This is a genomic window from Caulobacter sp., from assembly GCF_049283275.1.
Taxonomy (GTDB): Bacteria; Pseudomonadota; Alphaproteobacteria; order Caulobacterales; family Caulobacteraceae; genus Caulobacter.
The window spans coordinates 1-19009 of the sequence record NZ_JBAPVS010000003.1 but is presented as its reverse complement, the minus strand read 5'-3'; the positions used below and the strand labels follow the sequence as shown (position 1 = coordinate 19009).

General features: G+C 69.0%; 13 protein-coding genes and 1 riboswitch. Of the genes, 3 read left to right on the top strand and 10 right to left on the bottom strand.

The window, feature by feature from the left end; translation table 11 throughout:
* The first annotated feature begins 243 nt into the window (after positions 1-243).
* Positions 244-5121 carry an NAD-glutamate dehydrogenase gene (locus tag WAL33_RS00140; protein WP_422177302.1) on the top strand — a complete coding sequence of 1626 codons (4878 nt, stop codon included), beginning with the start codon at positions 244-246 and terminating at the stop codon, positions 5119-5121.
* Positions 5122-5184: 63 nt separating this feature from the next.
* On the top strand, positions 5185-6417 hold the full coding sequence (locus WAL33_RS00135; RefSeq protein ID WP_422177300.1) for a DUF418 domain-containing protein: 1233 nt from the start codon (positions 5185-5187) through the stop codon (positions 6415-6417).
* 2 nt (positions 6418-6419) lie between these two features.
* Here WAL33_RS00135 and WAL33_RS00130 read toward each other — a convergent pair whose 3' ends face one another.
* From WAL33_RS00130 to WAL33_RS00085, 10 genes are all read right to left on the bottom strand, one after another.
* Positions 6420-7193, bottom strand: coding sequence for a dienelactone hydrolase family protein (locus tag WAL33_RS00130; RefSeq protein ID WP_422177298.1), 774 nt, complete (start codon positions 7191-7193; stop codon positions 6420-6422).
* Between the two features lie 7 nt (positions 7194-7200).
* Entirely contained in the window at positions 7201-8517 is a 1317-nt protein-coding gene (locus WAL33_RS00125; protein WP_422177296.1) for a mannose-1-phosphate guanylyltransferase/mannose-6-phosphate isomerase, read from the bottom strand.
* Positions 8518-8694: 177 nt separating this feature from the next.
* The gene (locus WAL33_RS00120) at positions 8695-10191 is read right to left on the bottom strand and encodes a phosphomannomutase/phosphoglucomutase (protein WP_422177294.1); all 1497 of its coding nucleotides are present in this window, start codon (positions 10189-10191) and stop codon (positions 8695-8697) included.
* Between the two features lie 176 nt (positions 10192-10367).
* Positions 10368-11957 (bottom strand): bifunctional phosphoribosylaminoimidazolecarboxamide formyltransferase/IMP cyclohydrolase, encoded by a 1590-nt coding sequence (gene purH / locus WAL33_RS00115; protein WP_422177292.1) that lies wholly within the window; start codon positions 11955-11957, stop codon positions 10368-10370.
* A 30-nt stretch (positions 11958-11987) separates the two neighbouring features.
* A riboswitch (ZMP/ZTP riboswitch) is annotated at positions 11988-12068 on the bottom strand.
* A gap of 51 nt (positions 12069-12119) precedes the next feature.
* Positions 12120-12551, bottom strand: coding sequence for a c-type cytochrome (locus WAL33_RS00110; protein WP_422177290.1), 432 nt, complete (start codon positions 12549-12551; stop codon positions 12120-12122).
* Between the two features lies 1 nt (position 12552).
* On the bottom strand, positions 12553-14148 hold the full coding sequence (locus WAL33_RS00105; protein WP_422177288.1) for a flavin monoamine oxidase family protein: 1596 nt from the start codon (positions 14146-14148) through the stop codon (positions 12553-12555).
* Positions 14149-14351: 203 nt separating this feature from the next.
* On the bottom strand, positions 14352-16145 hold the full coding sequence (locus WAL33_RS00100) for a heparinase II/III family protein (protein ID WP_422177286.1): 1794 nt from the start codon (positions 16143-16145) through the stop codon (positions 14352-14354).
* Positions 16146-16154: 9 nt separating this feature from the next.
* Entirely contained in the window at positions 16155-16814 is a 660-nt protein-coding gene (gene rpe, locus WAL33_RS00095; protein WP_422177284.1) for a ribulose-phosphate 3-epimerase, read from the bottom strand.
* Positions 16815-16905: 91 nt separating this feature from the next.
* Positions 16906-18186, bottom strand: coding sequence for an RsmB/NOP family class I SAM-dependent RNA methyltransferase (locus WAL33_RS00090; protein WP_422177282.1), 1281 nt, complete (start codon positions 18184-18186; stop codon positions 16906-16908).
* Between the two features lie 42 nt (positions 18187-18228).
* Positions 18229-18639 (bottom strand): hypothetical protein, encoded by a 411-nt coding sequence (locus WAL33_RS00085; protein WP_422177280.1) that lies wholly within the window; start codon positions 18637-18639, stop codon positions 18229-18231.
* A 98-nt stretch (positions 18640-18737) separates the two neighbouring features.
* Between WAL33_RS00085 and WAL33_RS00080 the strand changes: the two genes are divergently transcribed.
* Positions 18738-18941 (top strand): DUF1674 domain-containing protein, encoded by a 204-nt coding sequence (locus WAL33_RS00080; protein ID WP_422177278.1) that lies wholly within the window; start codon positions 18738-18740, stop codon positions 18939-18941.
* Positions 18942-19009: the final 68 nt, after the last annotated feature.

The following is a 19009-nucleotide window of genomic DNA, read 5'->3' as shown; positions in this document are numbered from 1 at the left end:
TTCCGGAGCGTCCGACGCGGAATCGCCCGTCGCCCCCCGGCGGGCCCGCGCCGCCGGTTCCCCCCAACCGGCGGCGCTTCCGTGTCCGGCGTCCAGCCAAGCCGAGATCGGCGAAACCTGGATGGAAAAATTCAGTTCAGCGCGAAGTTTGCTTTGGTAAGATATTCTGCTCTCTTCCCCGGCTACGGTTGAAACTCGGCCCGGAGAGGCTAGGTTGTCGCCAAAAATTCGCGAGGAAATCCCATGGTCGGTGCAAAACTTGACCCCAAGGCGACCGCCGCTCAACCGGACGGTTTGATTTCGGCCTTCGGCGCGGCCCTGGGACAGGGCGCGTTGACCGCGCCGCAGGCCCAGTTCGCCACTCAGGTCCAAGAAGACTGGTCCGCCGAGGAGCTGCCCGCCTTCGGCGCCGCCGACATCGCCCACGCCCTGGCGGAGTTCTGGCGTTTCGGCGAGGCCGCCCACGAGGCTTCCGGCGAACCCCTTTCGATCCGTGTCCATCCGGCCGTGCGCGCGGACGGAAGCGACCCGAAATGCGACCTGCTGGAGATCGTCCAACCCGACCGCCCGTTCCTGGTCGACAGCATCATGGGCGCCGTCGCCGAGCAGGGCTTTTCGGTGCGGGCCATGTTCCACCCGGTGGTCGACACCCCGGATGCGGGCGAGGGGGCGGGCCGCCGCTCGATGATCCAGGTCTATCTGGCGCCGGTGGGCGAGGACCGCGAGGCCGCCCTGGTCGAGGCCGTCCGCGACGCCCTGGCCGACGTCCAGCTGGCCGTCGACGATTTCCACGCCATGAAGGCGCTGATCCGCCGCACGATCGAGGAGCTGCAAGCCTCGAAGGCCCCTATCCCTCAGGCCGAGCGCGACGAGGGCCTGGCCTTTCTCAACTGGCTCGAAGGCGACCGCTTCGTGTTCCTGGGCTCCCGGGTCTACGAGTATCCCCGCACGCCGCAGGGCGGCTATGCGGCCGAGGAGCCGCTGTACCAACCCGAGGGCAGCCTGGGCGTGCTGCGCGACCAGACCCTGACCGTCCTGCGCCGGGGCAGCGAGCCGGCCATCCTGTCGCCCCAGGTCCGCGACCATCTGCTGCTGGGCGCGCCCCTGGTGGTGGCCAAGTCGAACCTGCGGTCCAAGGTCCATCGCCGCGGCTACATGGACTATGTCGGGGTGCGCCGATACGGCGCCGACGGCAAGCCGTCCGGCGAGGTCCGGTTCGTGGGCCTGTTCACCGCCGAGGCCTATGAAACACCCGCCCACGAGGTGCCGGTGATCCGCCGCAAGGTCGAGCACGTGCTGGGCGAGGCCGGCAAGGATCCCGAAGGCCACAGCGGCAAGCGGCTGCGCAACATCCTGGAGACCTGGCCGCGCGACGAGCTGTTCCAGGTTTCCGAGGACGACCTGCAGGCGATGGCCATGGGGGTGCTGCACCTGTACGACCGGCCGCGCGTGCGGCTGTTCGCCCGCAAGGACCCGTTCGACCGCTTCATCTCGGTGCTGATGTTCGTGCCGCGCGAGCGCTATGACAGCGGCGTGCGCGAACGGGCCGGCAAGATCCTGGCCGACGCCTTCCAGGGAAGGGTCAGCGCCTATTACCCCAGCTTCTCCGACGCCCCCCTGGCCCGCGTGCACTATGTGCTGGGCGTGACGCCCGGCAAGCATGGCGATCCGGATCTCGAGGTGCTGGAAGCCGCCGTCGCCGAGACCGCGCGAACCTGGGAAGACCGCTTTGAGGCCGCTATCCGCGACGGCGGGGCGCCCGGCCGGGTGGCCCAGACCCTGGCCCGTTGGCAGGGCGCCTTCCCGCCCGGCTATCGCGACCAGTACGGCGCCGCCGAGGCCCTGGCCGATATCGCCGTGGTCGATGATCTGGGCGCCGACGAACCGGTGCGGGTCCGCGCCTTCCGTCATGCAGACGACGACAAGCTGACCTTCCGCTTCAAGCTCTACCGCCCCGCCGCCGCCGCGCCCCTGGCCGACGTCCTGCCGATCCTCGAGCACATGGGCCTGAAAGCCCTGATCGAGGACGGCTTCAAGCTGACGCCGACGGAAGGCCCGCACGACAAGATCTGGGTGCACGAATTCGTCCTGCGGGACGTGCGCGGCGAGCACCTGTCGTTCGGCGACGTCAAGACCGCCTTCGAGGCCGCCTTCGTCGCCATCTGGACCGGCCGCGCCGAAAGCGATGGTTTCAACCGATTGGTGCTGGAGCTGGGCATCGGCTGGCGCGAGGCGGCCCTGGTCCGCGCCCTGGCCCGCTATCGTCAGCAGACGGGCCTGGATCCCAGCCAGGGCGTGCAAGAGCAGGCGCTGTCGGACAATCCCGGCGTCACCCGCCTGATTCTGGACCTGTTCCGCATCAAGTTCGACCCGGCCGTGCACGCCGACCTGGCCGCCCGCGAGGCCCAGGCCAAGGCCGTCGAGGTCAGCATCAACGAGGCCCTGCAAGCCGTGGAGAGCCTGGACGCCGACCGCGTCCTGCGCCGCATCGCCGCCCTGATCGGCGCTATCCAGCGGACCAACTTCTTCCAGATGGGCGAAGGCGGCGAGCCCAAGCCCTACATCAGCTACAAGATCGCCTCGCGCGAGCTGGAGGACCTGCCCGCTCCCAAGCCCTATCGCGAGATCTATGTCTCGGCCCCGCACGTCGAGGGCGTGCACCTTCGCTTCGGCCCCGTCGCCCGGGGCGGGCTGCGGTGGTCGGACCGCCGTGACGACTTCCGCACCGAGGTGCTGGGCCTGGTGAAAGCCCAACAGGTCAAGAACGCTGTCATCGTGCCGGTCGGCTCCAAGGGCGGCTTCTATCCGAAGAACCTGCCGCGCGGCGGTGACCGCGACGCCATCCAGGCCGAGGCGATCCGCGCCTATAAGACCTTCCTGTCGGGCCTGCTGGATCTCACCGACAACATCGACGCCGACAACAGGATCGTGCCGCCGCTCGGTCTGGTCATACATGATGGCGAGGATCCCTATCTGGTCGTCGCCGCCGACAAGGGCACGGCGACCTTCTCCGACATCGCCAACGGCGTGGCCGAGGACTACGGCTTCTGGCTGGGCGACGCCTTCGCGTCCGGCGGCTCGGTCGGTTACGACCACAAGGTCATGGGCATCACCGCCCGCGGGGCCTGGGAAGCGGTCAAGCGCCACTTCCGCGAGCTGGGCAAGGACATCCAGACCGAACCCTTCACCGTGGTCGGCGTCGGCGACATGAGCGGCGACGTGTTCGGCAACGGCATGCTGCTGTCCAAGCAGACCAAGCTGCTGGCCGCCTTCGACCATCGTCACATCTTCCTGGATCCCGATCCCGATCCCGCGACCTCGTGGGTCGAACGCGACCGGATGTTCAAGCTGCCGCGCTCGTCCTGGGACGACTACGACAAGAGCCTGATCTCGCCCGGCGGCGGCGTCTTCCCGCGCACCCTCAAGCAGATTCCGTTGTCGCCCGAGGTTCGGGCCATGCTCGACCTGAAGGGTGAGACGGCCGCGCCCAGCGAAGTGCTGACCGCGATCCTCAAGGCCCGGGCCGAACTGCTCTATTTCGGCGGCATCGGCGGCTATGTGAAGGCCAAGACCGAAAGCCACGCCGACGCCGGCGACAAGGCCAACGACGCCATCCGCGTCAACGGCGCGGACCTGCGGGTCAAGGTGGTGGGCGAGGGCGCCAATCTGGGCGTCACCCAGGCGGGTCGGATCGAGTTCGCCCAAATGGGCGCGGGCGGGGCCGGCGGCCGTATCAACACCGACGCGATCGACAACTCGGCCGGGGTCGACAGCTCCGACCACGAGGTCAACATCAAGATCCTGACCGGGATTCTGGAGCGCGGCGGCAAGCTGACCCGCGATGCCCGCAACCAGCTGCTGCCGACCATGACCGATGACGTGGCCAGCCACGTCCTGGCCGACAACTACGACCAGACCCTGGCCCTGTCGCTGATGGAGAGCGACGCGGTGTCGGAGGTGGAGTCCCATGCCCAGTTCATGGCCGCGCTGGAGGCCAAAGGACGTCTGGACCGCAAGGTCGAGGGCCTGCCCGAGGCGGCGGCGCTGACCGAGCGCGCCCAGGCCGGCAAGGGCCTGACCCGGCCGGAACTGGCCGTGCTGCTGGCCTATGGCAAGATCGACCTGTTCGACGACATCGTCGCCTCGCAGGCGCCGGACGATCCGTGGTTCGAGGCGACGCTGAAAGGCTACTTCCCGCCGGCCCTGGGCCAGTATGGCGAGGCCATGCAGCAGCACCGGTTGAAGCGCGAGATCATCGCCACGGTGCTCGACAACCAGATGATCAACATGTGCGGCCCGACCTTCCCGAGCCGTCTGAGGGCCGCCGCCGGTTGCGACACCACGGCCCTGGTCGTGGCCTTCGCCGCCGCCCGCGAGATCCTGGGCGTCGACGCCCTGTGGGACCAGGTCTCGGCTCTGGACGGCAAGGCTTCAGCGACCGGCCAGCTGGCGCTGTACAAGGCCCTGGCCTACGCCCAGCGCAGCCTGACCTTCTGGCTGGCTCGCCGGGCGTTCAAAGACAAGTCGACCGTCCAGCAGCTGGTCGAGGCCTACGGGTCTTCGGTCAAGACGCTGGCGGCCCTGGGAACCACGATCCTTTCATCGTTCGAGCAGAAGGCCGTGGCCAAGCGGGCCAAGGCCTATGTCGCCGACGGCGCGCCCGAGGCCCTGGCCCTGGCCGTCGCGGCCCTGCAGCCGATGACCACGGCGGCCGACCTCGTCGACCTGGGCAACGCCTCCAGCTGGTCGGTCGAGAACGTGGCCCGCCTCTATCACCAGGTGGGCGCGGCGTTCGGCTTTGATCGCCTGCGCTCGGCGGCCGGTTCGTTCATCGGTGGCGACGCCTTCGAGCGCCTGGCCGTCCGCCGGCTGATCGAGGACATGCTCAGCGAGCAGACCGCCATCACCCAGGCGGTGCTGAAGTTCGCCGCCAACGCCCAGGCCGGCGACGACGAGGCCTCGGCCAAGGCGGCGGTCAATTCGTGGGGCGCCTTGCGCAACGACGCCGTCCGGGCCGCCAAGCGCACGGTCGAGTCCATCGAACAGGCGGGCGGCGGCTGGACCTTCGCCAAGCTGACGATCGCCAACGCGGCGCTGCGGGGTTTGGCCAGCGCCGGCTAACCTAGGGTTGTCGCCCTCGCCAAGACGGTCCAGGATCGCCTCCAGTCGGCGTCGGGGGCTTGCATGGTCAAGGATCGTATCATTCTGCTGGACTCCCTGCGGGGTCTAGCGGTGCTGGGCATCCTGTTGTGCAACATCCCGTTGGCGGCGGTTCCAGAGGCGATCGCCACCAGCCTGCCGTTGTGGCCGTTGGGCCAGGCGCCCGCCTCCGTGGCGGTCTGGTGGGGCACTCAGGTGTTCTTCCAGCAGAAGTTCTATTCGTTGTTCGCCATGCTGTTCGGCGCTTCGATCCTGCTTGTGGGCGGCGAAGGCGGGGTTGCGCCCGACGCCCGCGAACGGCGAAAGATTCTGATCCTGCGCCTGGTCAGCCTCCTGGCCATCGGCCTGTTCCATGGCTTCGTCATCTGGCAGGGGGACGTGCTCAACACCTATGCGATCGTCGGTCTGGTGGCGATGTGGGCGCGCTCGTGGTCGGCAAAGCGCCTTTTGCAGGCTGGGATCGGGCTGCATCTGGCGCTTTCGGCCTGGGGCGCCTGGATGTTGCTGCAGCACGCCGCCAAGGGCGGCGGCGATCCGCCGGCCGCGGCCTTGGCCAAGTTCCTGACCGGGGTGCAGGCCGATACGCTGCAGTATGGCGGAACCTTCCTGCAGTCCTTCACCCAGAACGCCAAGGACTACAGCGGCTTCGTCATCGGCTCGTTCAGCCATTGGCCGCCGATGTGGCCGCTGCTGGTGCTGTCGCTGATGCTGATGGGCATGGGTCTCTACAAGCTGGGGGTCTTGACCGGGAAGGCGTCGACCGGGGTTTATCAGGGCCTGATCGGCGCGGGGCTTGGCGCGCTTGTGATCGTCGGCATGGCCGAAACGCTCTACGTGCTGCTGCCCAGTCATCCCTGGCCGCCGCGCGCCCTGGCCCGCTGGTTGCAGAGCGCCACCGCGCCGGTCGTCAGCCTGGGCTATGCCAGCCTGATGGTGATGGCGACGCGGTCGAGGCTGTGGAAGGCGATTCCGGCCGCTCTGGCCCCCGTCGGCCAGATGGCCTTCACCAACTACCTGACCCAGTCGATCCTGATGACGACGCTGCTGTACGGCGGGCGCGGTCCGGGCCTCTACGGCAAGGTCGATCGGCCGTTCCTGGCCGGCGCCGTGGCGACGATCTGGTTGGCGCAGATCCTATGGTCGCGCTGGTGGATGGCTCGCTTCACCATGGGCCCGCTGGAGTGGCTGTGGCGGCTGGCCTATCGGGGCGCCATGCCCCTGCGCCGCGCTTCGGAGACGGCCGTCGCCGCCGCCTGAGCTCAGAGGGTTCGTGTGATGGCCAGGGCCTTGGCGAAATAGGTCTGGGTCTGGACGAAAAGATCAGGGCGATACTGGGCGCGGGGGTCATTGGCGCGGTCGTCGTCGAAGGCGTGGGTGGCGTCCGCATGGAAGACCGTGTCCACCGACAGGCCGTCGCGCTCCAAGCGGTCCAGCGCTTTGCGCGGATATTTCCAGCCGACCACCTGGTCCTTGCCGCCGATCACCGAGAAGACCTTGGGGCCTGCGGCCCCCTGAAGGTCGATCCCCCAGCCCCGGTTGGACGTCAGCGACGGATAGGCCGCGTAGGGATAGACCAGCATGACGCCCTTGACGCGGGTCCGCAGCTTTAGGGGATCGGCGTCGACGATCCCGACGACGCGGGCGGCGTTGGACCCGATCGCGTAGCCGTCCATGATCGACCAGCCGCCATGGCTCCAGCCGGCCAGGAACACCCGTTCTGGATCGGCCCAGGGCTGGCTTTCCAGCCAAGCCAGCATGGCGAAGACGTCGCCTGAACGCTTGAGGCCGTGCAGGGTCATGCCCGTGCAAACGAACAACTTGGCGTCCAGGGTCGACATGCCGCGCGGCGCGAAGCTGTCGACCACCACGGCGGCGTAGCCGGCCTCGACGGCGACCCGAGCGTACGCTTCCAGGAACGGGGTCTTGCCGCCGCAGCCGTGCAGGATCAGCGCCACCGGGAAGGGACCGGTCCCCGAAGGCTTGTACACCTTCGAGCCCTCGGCCAGCTTGGCTCCCCAATCAGCGCCGCGCATAGCCGGTCTAGCGCCAGATCGTAACGAGGATCGAGGCCGCGGCGGTCACCCGGACCTGGACGGGCGCCGGCAAGTCCAGGCGGGCGCCGGTCGCGAAGGTCTGGGTCGGTCCCGCCAACTCGCCGTCCAGCACCTGGAGCGTGCCGATCGGCAGGTCGGCGACCGCGCCGGCCTCCATGCGCCAAAGCTGCACATCGGCTTCGAGGGTGCTGGTCACGGGCTGGCGCTCCACGCCGCCGCTGAAGGCGATGGCGTGGCGATGGGCGATGTCGCGGCCGCCGGCCTTGAGCACGTCGACCAGGGTCTTCACGGCCTGGGCGTCGTCGCGACGACAGACCAGCACCGCGTCCGGCTCGGCGATGATCAGCAGATCCTCCACCCCGATCGCGCCGACAAAGGGACCGGAGGAGCGGGCGAGCACGTTCTTGGTGTTGATCAGATGGATGTCGCCGGTGGCGGCGTTGCCCTCGGCGTCGCGGATCGAAACTTCCCAGATCGCGTCCCAGGCTCCCAGGTCCGACCAGGTGAAGGCGGCGGACGCCACGGCCGCGCGGCTGGTGCGCTCCATGACCGCGTAGTCGAGCGACTTCTTGGTGGTCTTGCTGAACGCCTCGCGATCAAGGTGCAGCCGAATGCCGTCGCGCCGGCCCTGGGCCACGGACTCCAGCGCCCCGTCGCGGATTTCGGGTTCGAAGAGGGCCAGTTCTTCCAGCAGCGTCCTGGCCGTAAAGGCGAAGTTGCCGCTGTTCCAATAGTAGCCGTCCCGGATATAGGCCTTGGCCGTGTCCAGGTCGGGCTTTTCGACGAAGGCCGCCACGGCGTTCACGCCGCCCGGCAAGGCCTCGCCCGGCTTGATGTAGCCGAAGCCGGTGGCCGGACCGGTCGGCTGCACGCCGAAGGTGACGATCAGCCCCGTTCTCGAAGCCTCGATGGCCACCAGGGCCGCCTCGCGGAACATCTCCGGCTCGGCGATGTGGTGGTCGGCCGCCAGCATCAGCATCACCCCGTCAGGCGACACCGACTGCACATAGGCCGCCGCGGCGGCGATGGCCGGCGCGGAGTCGCGCGCCTCGGGTTCGATGATCACCGTCAGCTTGACGTTCAGCTCCAGCGCCTGGCGCTCGACCAGTTCCACCATCGCCTTGCCCGTGACCACGACGATCTCGTCGGCGCCCGGCAGATCCATGACCCGCAGGATCGTGTCCTGGAAACTCGAGCGATCGCCGACCAACTTCAGGAACTGCTTGGGACGGTCCGCGCGCGACGCGGGCCATAGACGGGTGCCCGATCCGCCGCACAGGATCACCGGATATGTCGCGACCAAAAAAGCCCCCAAGTTCAAGGATGTGTTCAATGTTCGCGCCGAGCGCGTCAGCTGCACACCGATTTCGTCGGAATAGAGGCGACCGATATCAATCGCAAGCTAAACGGGCATGACCAGCGCCCGTTCCGCCGGGGTGAGATCGGCAATCGTCCGGGGCCGGCGTCCTGTGTCTGCCGCTCAGATTTCCTGGTTGTACTTACCGACCCGGTCGCCCAGGCGGGGCTTCACTTCTTGGCGGAACAGGGCGCGCATGTCGTCGGCCGACTGGGTGCTTTCGACGACCACGACGATCTCGGGCTTGTTCGACGAGGCGCGAACCAGCACCCAGGAGCCGTCCTCCAGGTGCACCCGCACGCCGTTGACGGTGATCACCTCGATGATCTTGCGGCCCAGGATCGAGCCGCCGGCGGCGAACAGGTCCTCGTATTCCTTCACCACGTCGGCGACGACGCCGTACTTCACCTCGTCGCCGCAGTGCGGGCTCATGGTCAGCGAGGTGAAGGCCACGGGCAGCGCCTTGCGCATGTCCGACAGCTTCAGCCCCGGATTGCGGTCCAGCATGGCCAGGACGGCGGCCGCCGCGGTCAGGCCGCAGTCATAGCCGTAGCCCAGGTCGCCGTTCATGAAGAAGTGGCCGCTCTTCTCGAAGCCGGCCAGGGCGCCCAGTTCGGCGCTCTTGCGCTTGATGTAGCTGTGGCCGGTCTTCCAGTAGATCACCTTGCAGCCGTGAGCGGCCAGGATCGGGTCGGTGGCGTAGAGGCCGGTCGACTTGACGTCGACCACGAAGGTCGCGCCCGGGTTCAGCGGCGCCAGGTCGCGCGCCAGCATCAGGCCGATCTTGTCGGCGAAGATCTCCTCGCCCTCGTCATCGACCACGCCGCAGCGGTCGCCGTCGCCGTCGAAACCGAACGCCAGATCCGCCCCGTGCTCGCGGACGGCCTTGGCCATCTCGTGCAGCATTTCGGCGTCTTCCGGGTTCGGATTATATTTCGGGAAGGTGTAGTCGAGCTCGGTGTCCATGCCGATGACTTCGGAGACGCCCATGCGCTGGAGGCCCTCGACCGCGAAGGCGCCGGCCGTGCCGTTGCCGCAGGCGGCGATCACCTTCAGCGGCCGGGTGATCTGGGCGCGCTTGGCGACGTCGGCGATGTAGCGCTCGGCCTCGCCCGCGACCCGGATCAGCTTGCCGCCGTCGCGTTCGACGAAGGCGCCGCCCAGCACGATTTCCTTCAGACGGCCCATCTCGTCGGGACCGAAGGTCAGGGGCTTCTGGGCGCCCATCTTCACGCCCGTCCAGCCATTCTCGTTGTGGCTGGCGGTGACCATGGCCACGCAGGGGATGTCCAGGTCGAACTGGGCGAAATAGGCGGTGGGCGACAGGGCCAGGCCGATGTCGTGCACTTCGCAGCCGGCGCTGATCAGGCCCAGCATCAGGGCGTTCTTGATCGAACTGGAATAGGAGCGGAAGTCGTGGCCGACCACGATCTTCGACTGACCCAGTTCGTGGATATAGGTCCCCAGACCCAGGCCCAGGGCCTGTACGCCCAGCAGATTGATCTCCGGCCCAAACAGCCAGCGCGCGTCGTATTCCCGAAAACCCGTGGCCTTGACCAAGGGTTCGTTCTCATAGGCGGCGGTGTTGGGAACGAGATCGGCGCGGGGCTTGGAGAACATTTGAGCTCGCTTCAGGGACTGTGCGCAAGCACTAGCGACGAGATCGAGCCCCGACTAGCGCATTCGTATGACCGTGCTTGATGTTTTTGGGATCGTGCGAATTGAACGCCGCCCCCATCACGACCCTGCCGTGATGGGGCGCGAAATCCTGCCGGCGAACCAAGCCGGCCGGGACGCTAGTGGCGGAACACGCGCACGCCGGTGAAGGCCATGGTCAGGCCCAGCTTGTCGGCCGCCTCGATCACCTCGGGGTCGCGCATCGAGCCGCCCGGCTGGATGATCGCCGTCGCCCCGGCTTCGGCGGCCTGGATCAGGCCGTCGGCGAACGGGAAGAAGGCTTCCGAGGCGCAGGCGCAGCCCCGGAGATCGAGGCCGAAATCGGCGGCGCGAAGCGCGGCGATCCGGGCCGAGTCCTTGCGGTTCATCTGGCCGGCCCCGACGCCCAGGGTCTGGCCGGCGCGGGCATAGACGATGGCGTTGGACTTGACGTGCTTGCCGACGGTGAAGGCGAACAGCATGTCGCGCACTTCCTCGTCCGTGGGCTGACGCTTCGTGACGATCTTCAGGTCCGAGGCCTTGATGCGGGCGTCGTCACGCGATTGAACCAGGAAGCCGCCGGCCACGGACTTGAAGGTGTCGCCGGTCGACAGGGCGTCAGGCAGGCCGCCGGTCACCAGCAGGCGCAGGTTCTTCTTGGCGGCGAACACTTCGATCGCGTCGTCGTCGGCTTCCGGCGCGATCACCACCTCGGTGAAGATCTCGACCATCTGCAGGGCCGCCTCGCGGGTCAGGCGGGTGTTGACCGCGACGATGCCGCCGAAGGCGCTGGTCGGATCGCAGGCCAGGGCCCGCTCGTAGGCTTCGCGTTGCGAGCCGCCCACGGCCACGCCGCAGGGATTGGCGTGCTTGATGATCGCCACGGCCGGACCGGCCGCCGGGTCGAACTCGGCGATCAGCTCGAAGGCCGCGTCGGTGTCGTTGATGTTGTTGTAGCTGAGCTCCTTGCCCTGCAGCTGGGTGGCCGTGGCCACGCCCGTGCGCGGGTTGGGGAAGGCGTAGAAGGCCGCCTTCTGGTGCGGATTCTCGCCATAGCGCATCACCTGGCGCAGCTCGCCGGCGATGGCCTTGCGGGCCGGGAAGTCCTGGCCAAGCTGGGCGGCGAACCAGGTGGAGATCGCCGCGTCATAGGCAGCCGTGCGGGCATAGGCGCGGGCCGCAAGGGTCTGGCGCAGGGCCAGGGTGGTTCCGCCGGCCTTCAGGGCCTCCAGCACCTCGGCCAGGTCCGACGGATCGGTGCAGACGGCGACATAGCCGTGGTTCTTGGCCGCCGAACGGATCATGGCCGGGCCGCCGATGTCGATGTTCTCGACGCACTCGGCGTAGCTGCCGCCCTTGGCGACCGTGGCCTCGAACGGATAGAGGTTCACATAGAGGATATCGATGCCGCCGATGCCGTGGTCGGCCATGGCTTTCGCATGCTCGGGCGCATCCCGAACGCCGAGCAGGCCGCCGTGCACGATCGGGTGCAGGGTCTTGACCCGGCCGTCCATCATCTCGGGGAACTGGGTCAGGTCCGAGACGTCCTTGACCGGGATGCCGGCCGCCGCGATCGCCGCCTTGGTGCCGCCGGTCGAGACCAGCTCGACTCCGGCCGCGTGCAGGACCTGGGCGGCCTCGACCAGGCCGGTCTTGTCGGAGACCGACAGCAGGGCCCGCTTGGGGGCGACGAGATCGGGGGCGGACGGATAGTCGGGGGCGGCGGGCACGGCGGACTCCAGGTCTGTTGCGAGACGGTTCGAAGGAGCCCAGGCGCGCGGCGAATCTCGTTCACGCTCCCCGATGGTTGCCCATCACTAGCGCCAGTTACGCGAACGGCGCGGAAAATAGGCGGGTCGGCGGGGGAGTCAATGCGCCGCCGACCCGATCCCTCAGTGTCCGCCGTCGCTCGGCGGCCGGGCCATGGCCGCGACCTGGGCCTCGGTCACCGGCTTGGCGTAGGCGTTGCCGAAGTGGGTGCGGACATAGGTGATGGCGTTGGCCATCTGGGCGTTGGTCAGGGTCTGGGAGAAGCCCGGCATGGCGCCCTTGCCCTGGGTGACCATCATGATCGGATAGGCCGCGCCGGCCAGACGCGGGTTCTTGGCCAGGGCGGGGATGGTCCCGGCCCCGGTCCCGCCCTTGGCGTCGGCCATGTGGCAGGCCTGGCAGACCGACTGATAGACCTGCTCGCCGGTCACCGGCTTGGGAACGCGGACGATCCCGCCGCCGGTGTCGCCGCCTTGCGGGGCCTGGGCCATGGCGGGAAAGGCGAAGGCGGCGGCGAGGACGGCGGCCGTCAGGAGACTGTTGCGAAGGGTCACGTCAGGCCTCCAGGGCGCGCTTGTGAAGCCGGGTGATGGCGTCGATCGAGGACAGCAGGGCGCCTTCCATCCAGCAGCCCACATAGGAGGCGTGCTCGCCGGCCAGGACGATGCGGCGGTCCATGGCCACCAGGGTCTGGTAGTGCTCCTTGCGCGTCTCCTCGGTCCAGCGGGCGCAGCAGCCCAGGGTCCAGGGCACGCGGCTCCAGGCCACCGAGGCGCCGGTCAGGAACTCCTTGCGATAGCTGTCGGGGTGGATCACCGAGCCCTGGCGCAGGGCGGTCTCGATCCGCTGCTCGGGGGTCATGCCGGCCAGGCGATAGGCCCCCAGCTCGCGGGCGAAGGCCCCCAGCAGCACGGCCGGACCGTCCTTGAACAGGTTGTTGTTGGGATAGGAGATCAGGGCGATCTCCTGGTCGGTGAAGCTGTGGCCGCCGTAGATGTAGTCGTCCTCCTCCCAGAAGCGCCGCTTCATCTCCAGGCCGATCTTGACCTGGCCGGAATAGGGCACGGCCTTGATGGCGGCCATCATCTCGTCGGTGACCTGGGTGTCGATCTGGCCCAGCACGCCCAACGGTATGGTGCACACGCACCAGTCGGCTTCGGCGGTGGTGACCGCGCCGCTGAGGGTGTCCTGATAGGTGACCGCCACGCCCTTGTCGTCCTGGGCGATCTTGGTGACCTTGGCGTTGTGGGTGACCAGGCCTTCGACCTGCTTGGCGAAGGCCTTGCCGATCATGTCCATGCCGCCCACCGGCTGGAACATGGTGGTCTGCATTTCGTGGCCCATGAAGAAGGCCATCGAGGTCCAGACCTGAGGGTCGAGCACGTCGTGCAGGCTGTGGAGGTCGGTGGACGGGATCGGCGCGCCGTTGACCCCGCCGCCCGGCGGCCGTTCGAAGCCGCGATGGCTGGAGGCGCGCAGGCCGGCGGCGTACTTGTAGTCCTTGTCCAGCATGCCCCAGCCCTTCAGGGCCTCAAGCAGCTTGTCGCGGTCCTCCTGGGTGACGGCGTCGTCCAGGGCCTTGGCGTTGACCGACTTGGCCAACAGCTCGGCGATGTTGCCCTCGAAGTCGGCGGCGGCGGCGTTGAAGCGCACCGGCTTGCCGCCGAAGCTGGTCGACGAGTGGACCCAGGTGTTGTGATTGAACTGGATGAACGGCTCCAGGGCCACGCCAAACTGCTTGCAGTAGTGCAGCAGGGTGCGGTGATGGTGCGGGATCCGCCACGGGCCGGGATTGAGGTAGTTGCCGGCTGCGAAGCCGACCTTCTGGGTGGCCCCGCCCAGTTCCGTGTAGGTGTCGCCGCCCCGAAGCGACCAGTTCCGGCCGCCCGAGCGGCCCTGGTATTCGAGGATTTTCACCTTGTAGCCGGCCTTGGTCAGCTCGTGGGCGGCCAGCAGGCCGGCCAGGCCCGCGCCCAGCACGATGACCGATGCGCCCGGCCGCGCGCCCTGCAGGTTGGGCGGGCCGTGGAACTGGGTCTCGGCCGCGTGGCCCAGGGTGGTCATGGCCTGGTAGAGGGCCGCGGTCCCGCCCGCCATGGCGATGGCGGAAAGAAGCTGCCGTCGCGTGGGTGTCCGCGATCCTGTGGTCATCTGGCGAGATCCCCTCGTGCGCGCCCTGCCGACGCTTGTCCGGCGCAGCTAGCCAGACGTCGCGCGACGGCGTCCTGGGGTGGGTTGGCCGAACGCGTTCATCGCCCGCTGTTTCGGTGTTTTGAGGCGCCGGTTCGGAAGCGTTGCGCAGGATCTGGGCAGTAGCGGCGGCGGGACGGTCGAGGCTCAGCTTGCGCTCAACCTCAGTGATCCGTCGCCCGGACCAGCTTCCAGCGGATCTTGGCGCCCTTCTCGGGGCGGACCTGGCTCTTGAGCACGATGGCGCCGGCGGGGCGCGTCTGGCCGTGGTCGAAATAGGCCGAGGGGGTGATGGCCACGTCGACCGCGTCGTTGCGCAGCCACCAACCGACATTGGACGGCCCCTTGATCAGCACGCTCTTGCCGTCGCGGGCCAGGGAGGCGCGGGCGTCCGGATGCAGGTGGAAGGTGACCGAGAACGGCAGGTAGCGGCGCGGGCCGTCGGGGTTGGGCGAGCCGCCGTTCTTGTCGAGGATCGGGATCAGGCTGTCCTCGCCGCGCAGCTCGTCGGCCTTGAGGTCGAGATAGAGCCGGCGGGCGTGGGTCAGGCCCAGGCGTCGCCAGCCGTCGTGGATGATGTCCAGCCACACCCCGACGTCGGCGTCGTGGCGCTTGATCTCGACCTCGGTGGCGCCGTCGATCAGCCAAGGCCCGAGCGCCTCGGAGCGCCAGCCCGACAGCGGCCGTCCCGCCGAGCCGTCGCCGACCGACACGGTCGAGGCGGCGCCGGAAAGCCGGAAGGCGTTGGCGCCGACCGCCTCCGGGCTCCAGCCGCAGCTGGTGATCAGCCGGTCCTTGCCGAACACGATCTCGACGGCGGCCGGCTGGGCGCAGGCGGTGACGCTGAGCACGCCGACCGCCGGGGTTCCCGCGTCGGCGATCACCTGAAGGCTGCCGCCCTGCATTTTCTGATAGCCGACGTGCGGCGCGGTTTGGGGCGGGCGCGGTCCTTGATCGTCGTGCGCGAGGGCCGCCGCGATCCGCCGCGGCTCGACCGCCTCGCCGCCCTGAAAGGCGGCCAGACGCCCATCGGCCAGGGTGAAGAAGCGCACCGACGAACTCAGGCGATCGATGGCCCGGGTCAGCCGCTCCGGGTGAGGGCGACCGCGCTGGCCCAGGGCGTCGTCGAGGGTCAGCAGATCGAACAGCAGCTCCAGGCCCGCCTCGGGCGAACGGCTGGCGTGACCGCCGTCGGGCAGGACGGCGGCGTCCAGCAGCGCGTTGACCCGCTTGAGGCCCTCGGCGATCAGCCGGTCGCCGGCCTTGCCGCTCAGGGCGCAGCCGGCGATCGTGACGACCACGGCTCGCTCCAGCTTGCGCTGCGGCGCGTCGGAAGCCTTGAGCAACTGACGCGCGCCCCGGGCCAGGTCCTGCGCCATGGCCGAGATCTCGGCGTCGGACGCTTCGGGCGACAGGCCGCGGGCCGCGCAAGCCAGGTGAAAGGTGCGCCGCTCCAGCCGCTCGCCGCTCCAGGAGAAGGCGTTCCAGACGCCGAACACCCGGCGCCAGTCCTGCAGCAGCCGCAGGGCCAGGCGCGCCGAGCCGGGGCCGGCCGCCATCAGGTCCGGCAGCCAGTCGAAGCGGTGCAAGGCGGTGGCGAACTGCCGCGTCGGGCTGGGCTGGTCGAAGGGGTCGCCGGTCTCGCCCAGCCGCAGGGCCCCGCCGTCCAGCACCATCACGCCTTCGATCAGCTGGCGGCCCCGTTCGGGATCGACCGGGCGCGGGTCATGGGGATGGGCGGCCAAGCCGACGGGACGGGGTCGGCCGATCATGGCGCGATGCGGCGGCGAGCCGAACCATTCGCGTTCGAGGTTGCTCTTGATCGAGGCGGCGAGCGCCTTGAGGGTCACGCCCTTGGTGGGCTGCCCACGCCCACGGGTCTTAAGAGGACGAGCGGAGGAGCCGCCGGCGAAAGCGGAGGATTTACGGGCGGAACCTGTCGCGGGAGCCCCCTCCATGCCGCTGGATCAGCCGCCCTTCAGGGCGCGGATATTGCCCGCATAGGCGGTCGGCCCACCCCTGAACACCGCTGAGCCGGCGACCAGGGCCGTCGCCCCCGCCGCCACGCATTGCGGGGCGGTGGTTGGGGTGACGCCGCCGTCGACCTCGATGATGATGTCGAGGCCGGCCTTGTCGACCATGCCGCGCAAGGCCTCGACCTTGCGCAGTTGGCCGGGGATGAAGCTCTGGCCGCCGAAGCCGGGATTGACCGACATCACCAGCAGAAGGTCGACGTCCTCGAGTATCCATTCCACGTGGTCGATGGAGGTCGAGGGGTTGAACACCACCCCGGCCTTGGCGCCCAGCTCGCGGATGCGTTTCAAGGAGCGGTGCAGGTGCGGCCCGGCTTCCGGGTGGATGCTGATCAGGTCGGCCCCGGCGGCGCGGAACGCCTCCAGATACGGATCCGCCGGACTGATCATCAGGTGGACGTCGAACGGGATCTTGGCGTGCGGCCGGATGGCTTTGACGATGTCCGGGCCCAACGTGATGTTGGGCACGAAATGGCCATCCATCACGTCGACATGCACCCAGTCGGCGCCGGCCGCCTCGATGGCGGCGACCTCTTCGCCTAGCTTGGCGAAGTCGGAGGCGAGGATGGACGGGGCGATCAGCGGCGCGGTCATGAGCATGGCTTAACGGGCTTGGCCTCGCGCGACAAGCGAGCCCTTTGCCCGGCAGGGTTTACGAGGTCTTTCAGCGCTCAAATCTTGGCGATCAGCTCTTCACGAACCGCGCCGCGAAGAAGCCGTCCAGTCCGCCTTCGCGATGGTGGGGCAGGATGCGCAGCGTGCCGCGCGGCGTCAGGCTGGCGGCGGGGGCGCCGCCCTCTTCCGGGGCGATCGGGTCCAACGCCATGTCCGGGCGGCGGGTCAGGAAGGCCTCGACCTGGGCCTCGCCCTCTTCCGGTTCCAGCGAGCACACGCAATAGACCAGTCGGCCGCCGGGCTTGAGGCGGTCGGCGGCGCTGTCGAGCAGCTTGCTCTGGACGCCGGCCAGGCTGGCCACGTCGCCGGGACGCGCGGCCCACAGCACGTCGGGATGGCGGCGGAAGGTGCCGGTGGCCGAGCAGGGGGCGTCCAGCAGCACGGCGTCGAAGGTGCGCGCATCCTCCCAGGCCCCGGCGTCGGCGGCGATCACCTCGGCCTGCATGGTCATGCGGGCCAGGTTCTCGGTGACGCGGCCCAGGCGGGCGGGCGAGCGGTCGACGGCGACCACCCGGGCCCCGGCCGCGACCATCTGCATGGTCTTGCCGCCGGGCGCGGCGCAGAGGTCCAGGGCGGTCTCGCCGGCCTTGAGGTTCAGCAGGCGGGCGGGGATCGCGGCGGCGGCGTCCTGGATCCACCAGACGCCGTCCTCGAAGGCCGGCCAGGCCGAGACGTCGCCCCGGCGCTCGGTGCGCAGCGTGCCGCCGGGCAGGATCTCGCCCTCCAGCTCCGTGGCCAGGGCGGTCGCGTCGAAATCGGGCTTCAAGGAAAGGTCAGTCGCCGGCTCGAAGCCGATCTGGGCGGCGACCGCGTCGGCGGTGTCCTTGCCATAGGCGCTGACCCAGCGAGCGTAGAGCCAGGGCGGGGCCAGGTGTTCGGAGGCGTCCGACAGCCCGCCGTCGCGCAGCAGGCCGCGCAGCACGGCGTTGACCAGGCCCTTGAACGGGCGGCTGGCCTTGTTGGCGGCGGCCAGCTCGACGCTGGTGGCGACGGCGGCGAAGGCCGGAACCTCCAGGAAGAACGCCTGGGTCGCGCCCAGCCGCAGCAGATTACGCACGCGGGGCGGCGGCTCCTTGGCCAGCTTGCCGGCCAGGGCGCGGTCGATGGGCCCCAGATGGCGCAACGCCGCCATGGCCAGGGCGCGGGCGAAGGCGCGCTCCCGCGGTTCGAGAAAGCGGAAGGCATTGGCCGAGGCGGCTTCGTCGAGCCCGCCGCGCCGCGACAGGGCCGCGTCGATGAGGGCGAGGGCGCCTTCCCGCGCGGGGAGGCCGTCATTGAGTTCCTGAGTCACCCGCTCGCCGTGCCCCGAGGCGACGGCGAGCGCAAGCGGAAATCAGGCGGCGACGGCGGGCTTGCGGATCAGGCCCGAGATCACGGTGAAGCCGAACAGCAGGAATCCGGCCACCACGGACAGGGCGCCCACGGCTAGCAGTGGTCCGAAGATCGAGGCCGGACCCTTCTGGCCCAAATAGAGGTAGAGGCCGCTGATCATGCAGATCACGCCCAGGTTCGAGAGGCTGAAGTTGACGAGCTTGACCCAGTTGGCCACGCCTTGGCCCAGCAGGGCGTAGAAGGCGCCCATCAGGGCCAGGCTGACCCAGCCCAGCAGGTTCAGGTGGGCGTGGGCCGAATAGGTCGCGTGGTCCTTGGTGATGCTCATCGCCAGGCCCCAGCAGACGCCGATCATGGCGTAGAGGGCGGCGGCGGCGAAGAAGGCGTGAGGCCAACGGTTGGTGGTGGTCATGAGAATTCCCCCGAGTTGCAGAACGCGGTTTTGTGAAAGCCGGGGGTTGAACACCAGAAGACTTTTCCGGGCAAGATCGATGATGTTAAACCTTCGTCATGTCCGAGCTTTCCGACCTTCCGCCCGGCGCGGCCCCCGACAAGCCCCTGACCCCGGCCGCTCGCCGCGCCCTTGAGGAGGCCGCCGCGCGCCACGCGGCCGAACAGGCGGCCACCCTCCCAATCGAGGAGGGCGGCCGCGACGGCCCCGAGCCGACGCGGTTCGGGGATTGGGAGAGGAAGGGCGTGGCGGTGGACTTCTAGCGCGCCTGCGCGAGAGCATCCGCTTTTCGGCGCGGCGCCGAGTTCCGGTTTCGACCCCAGTCGGACAT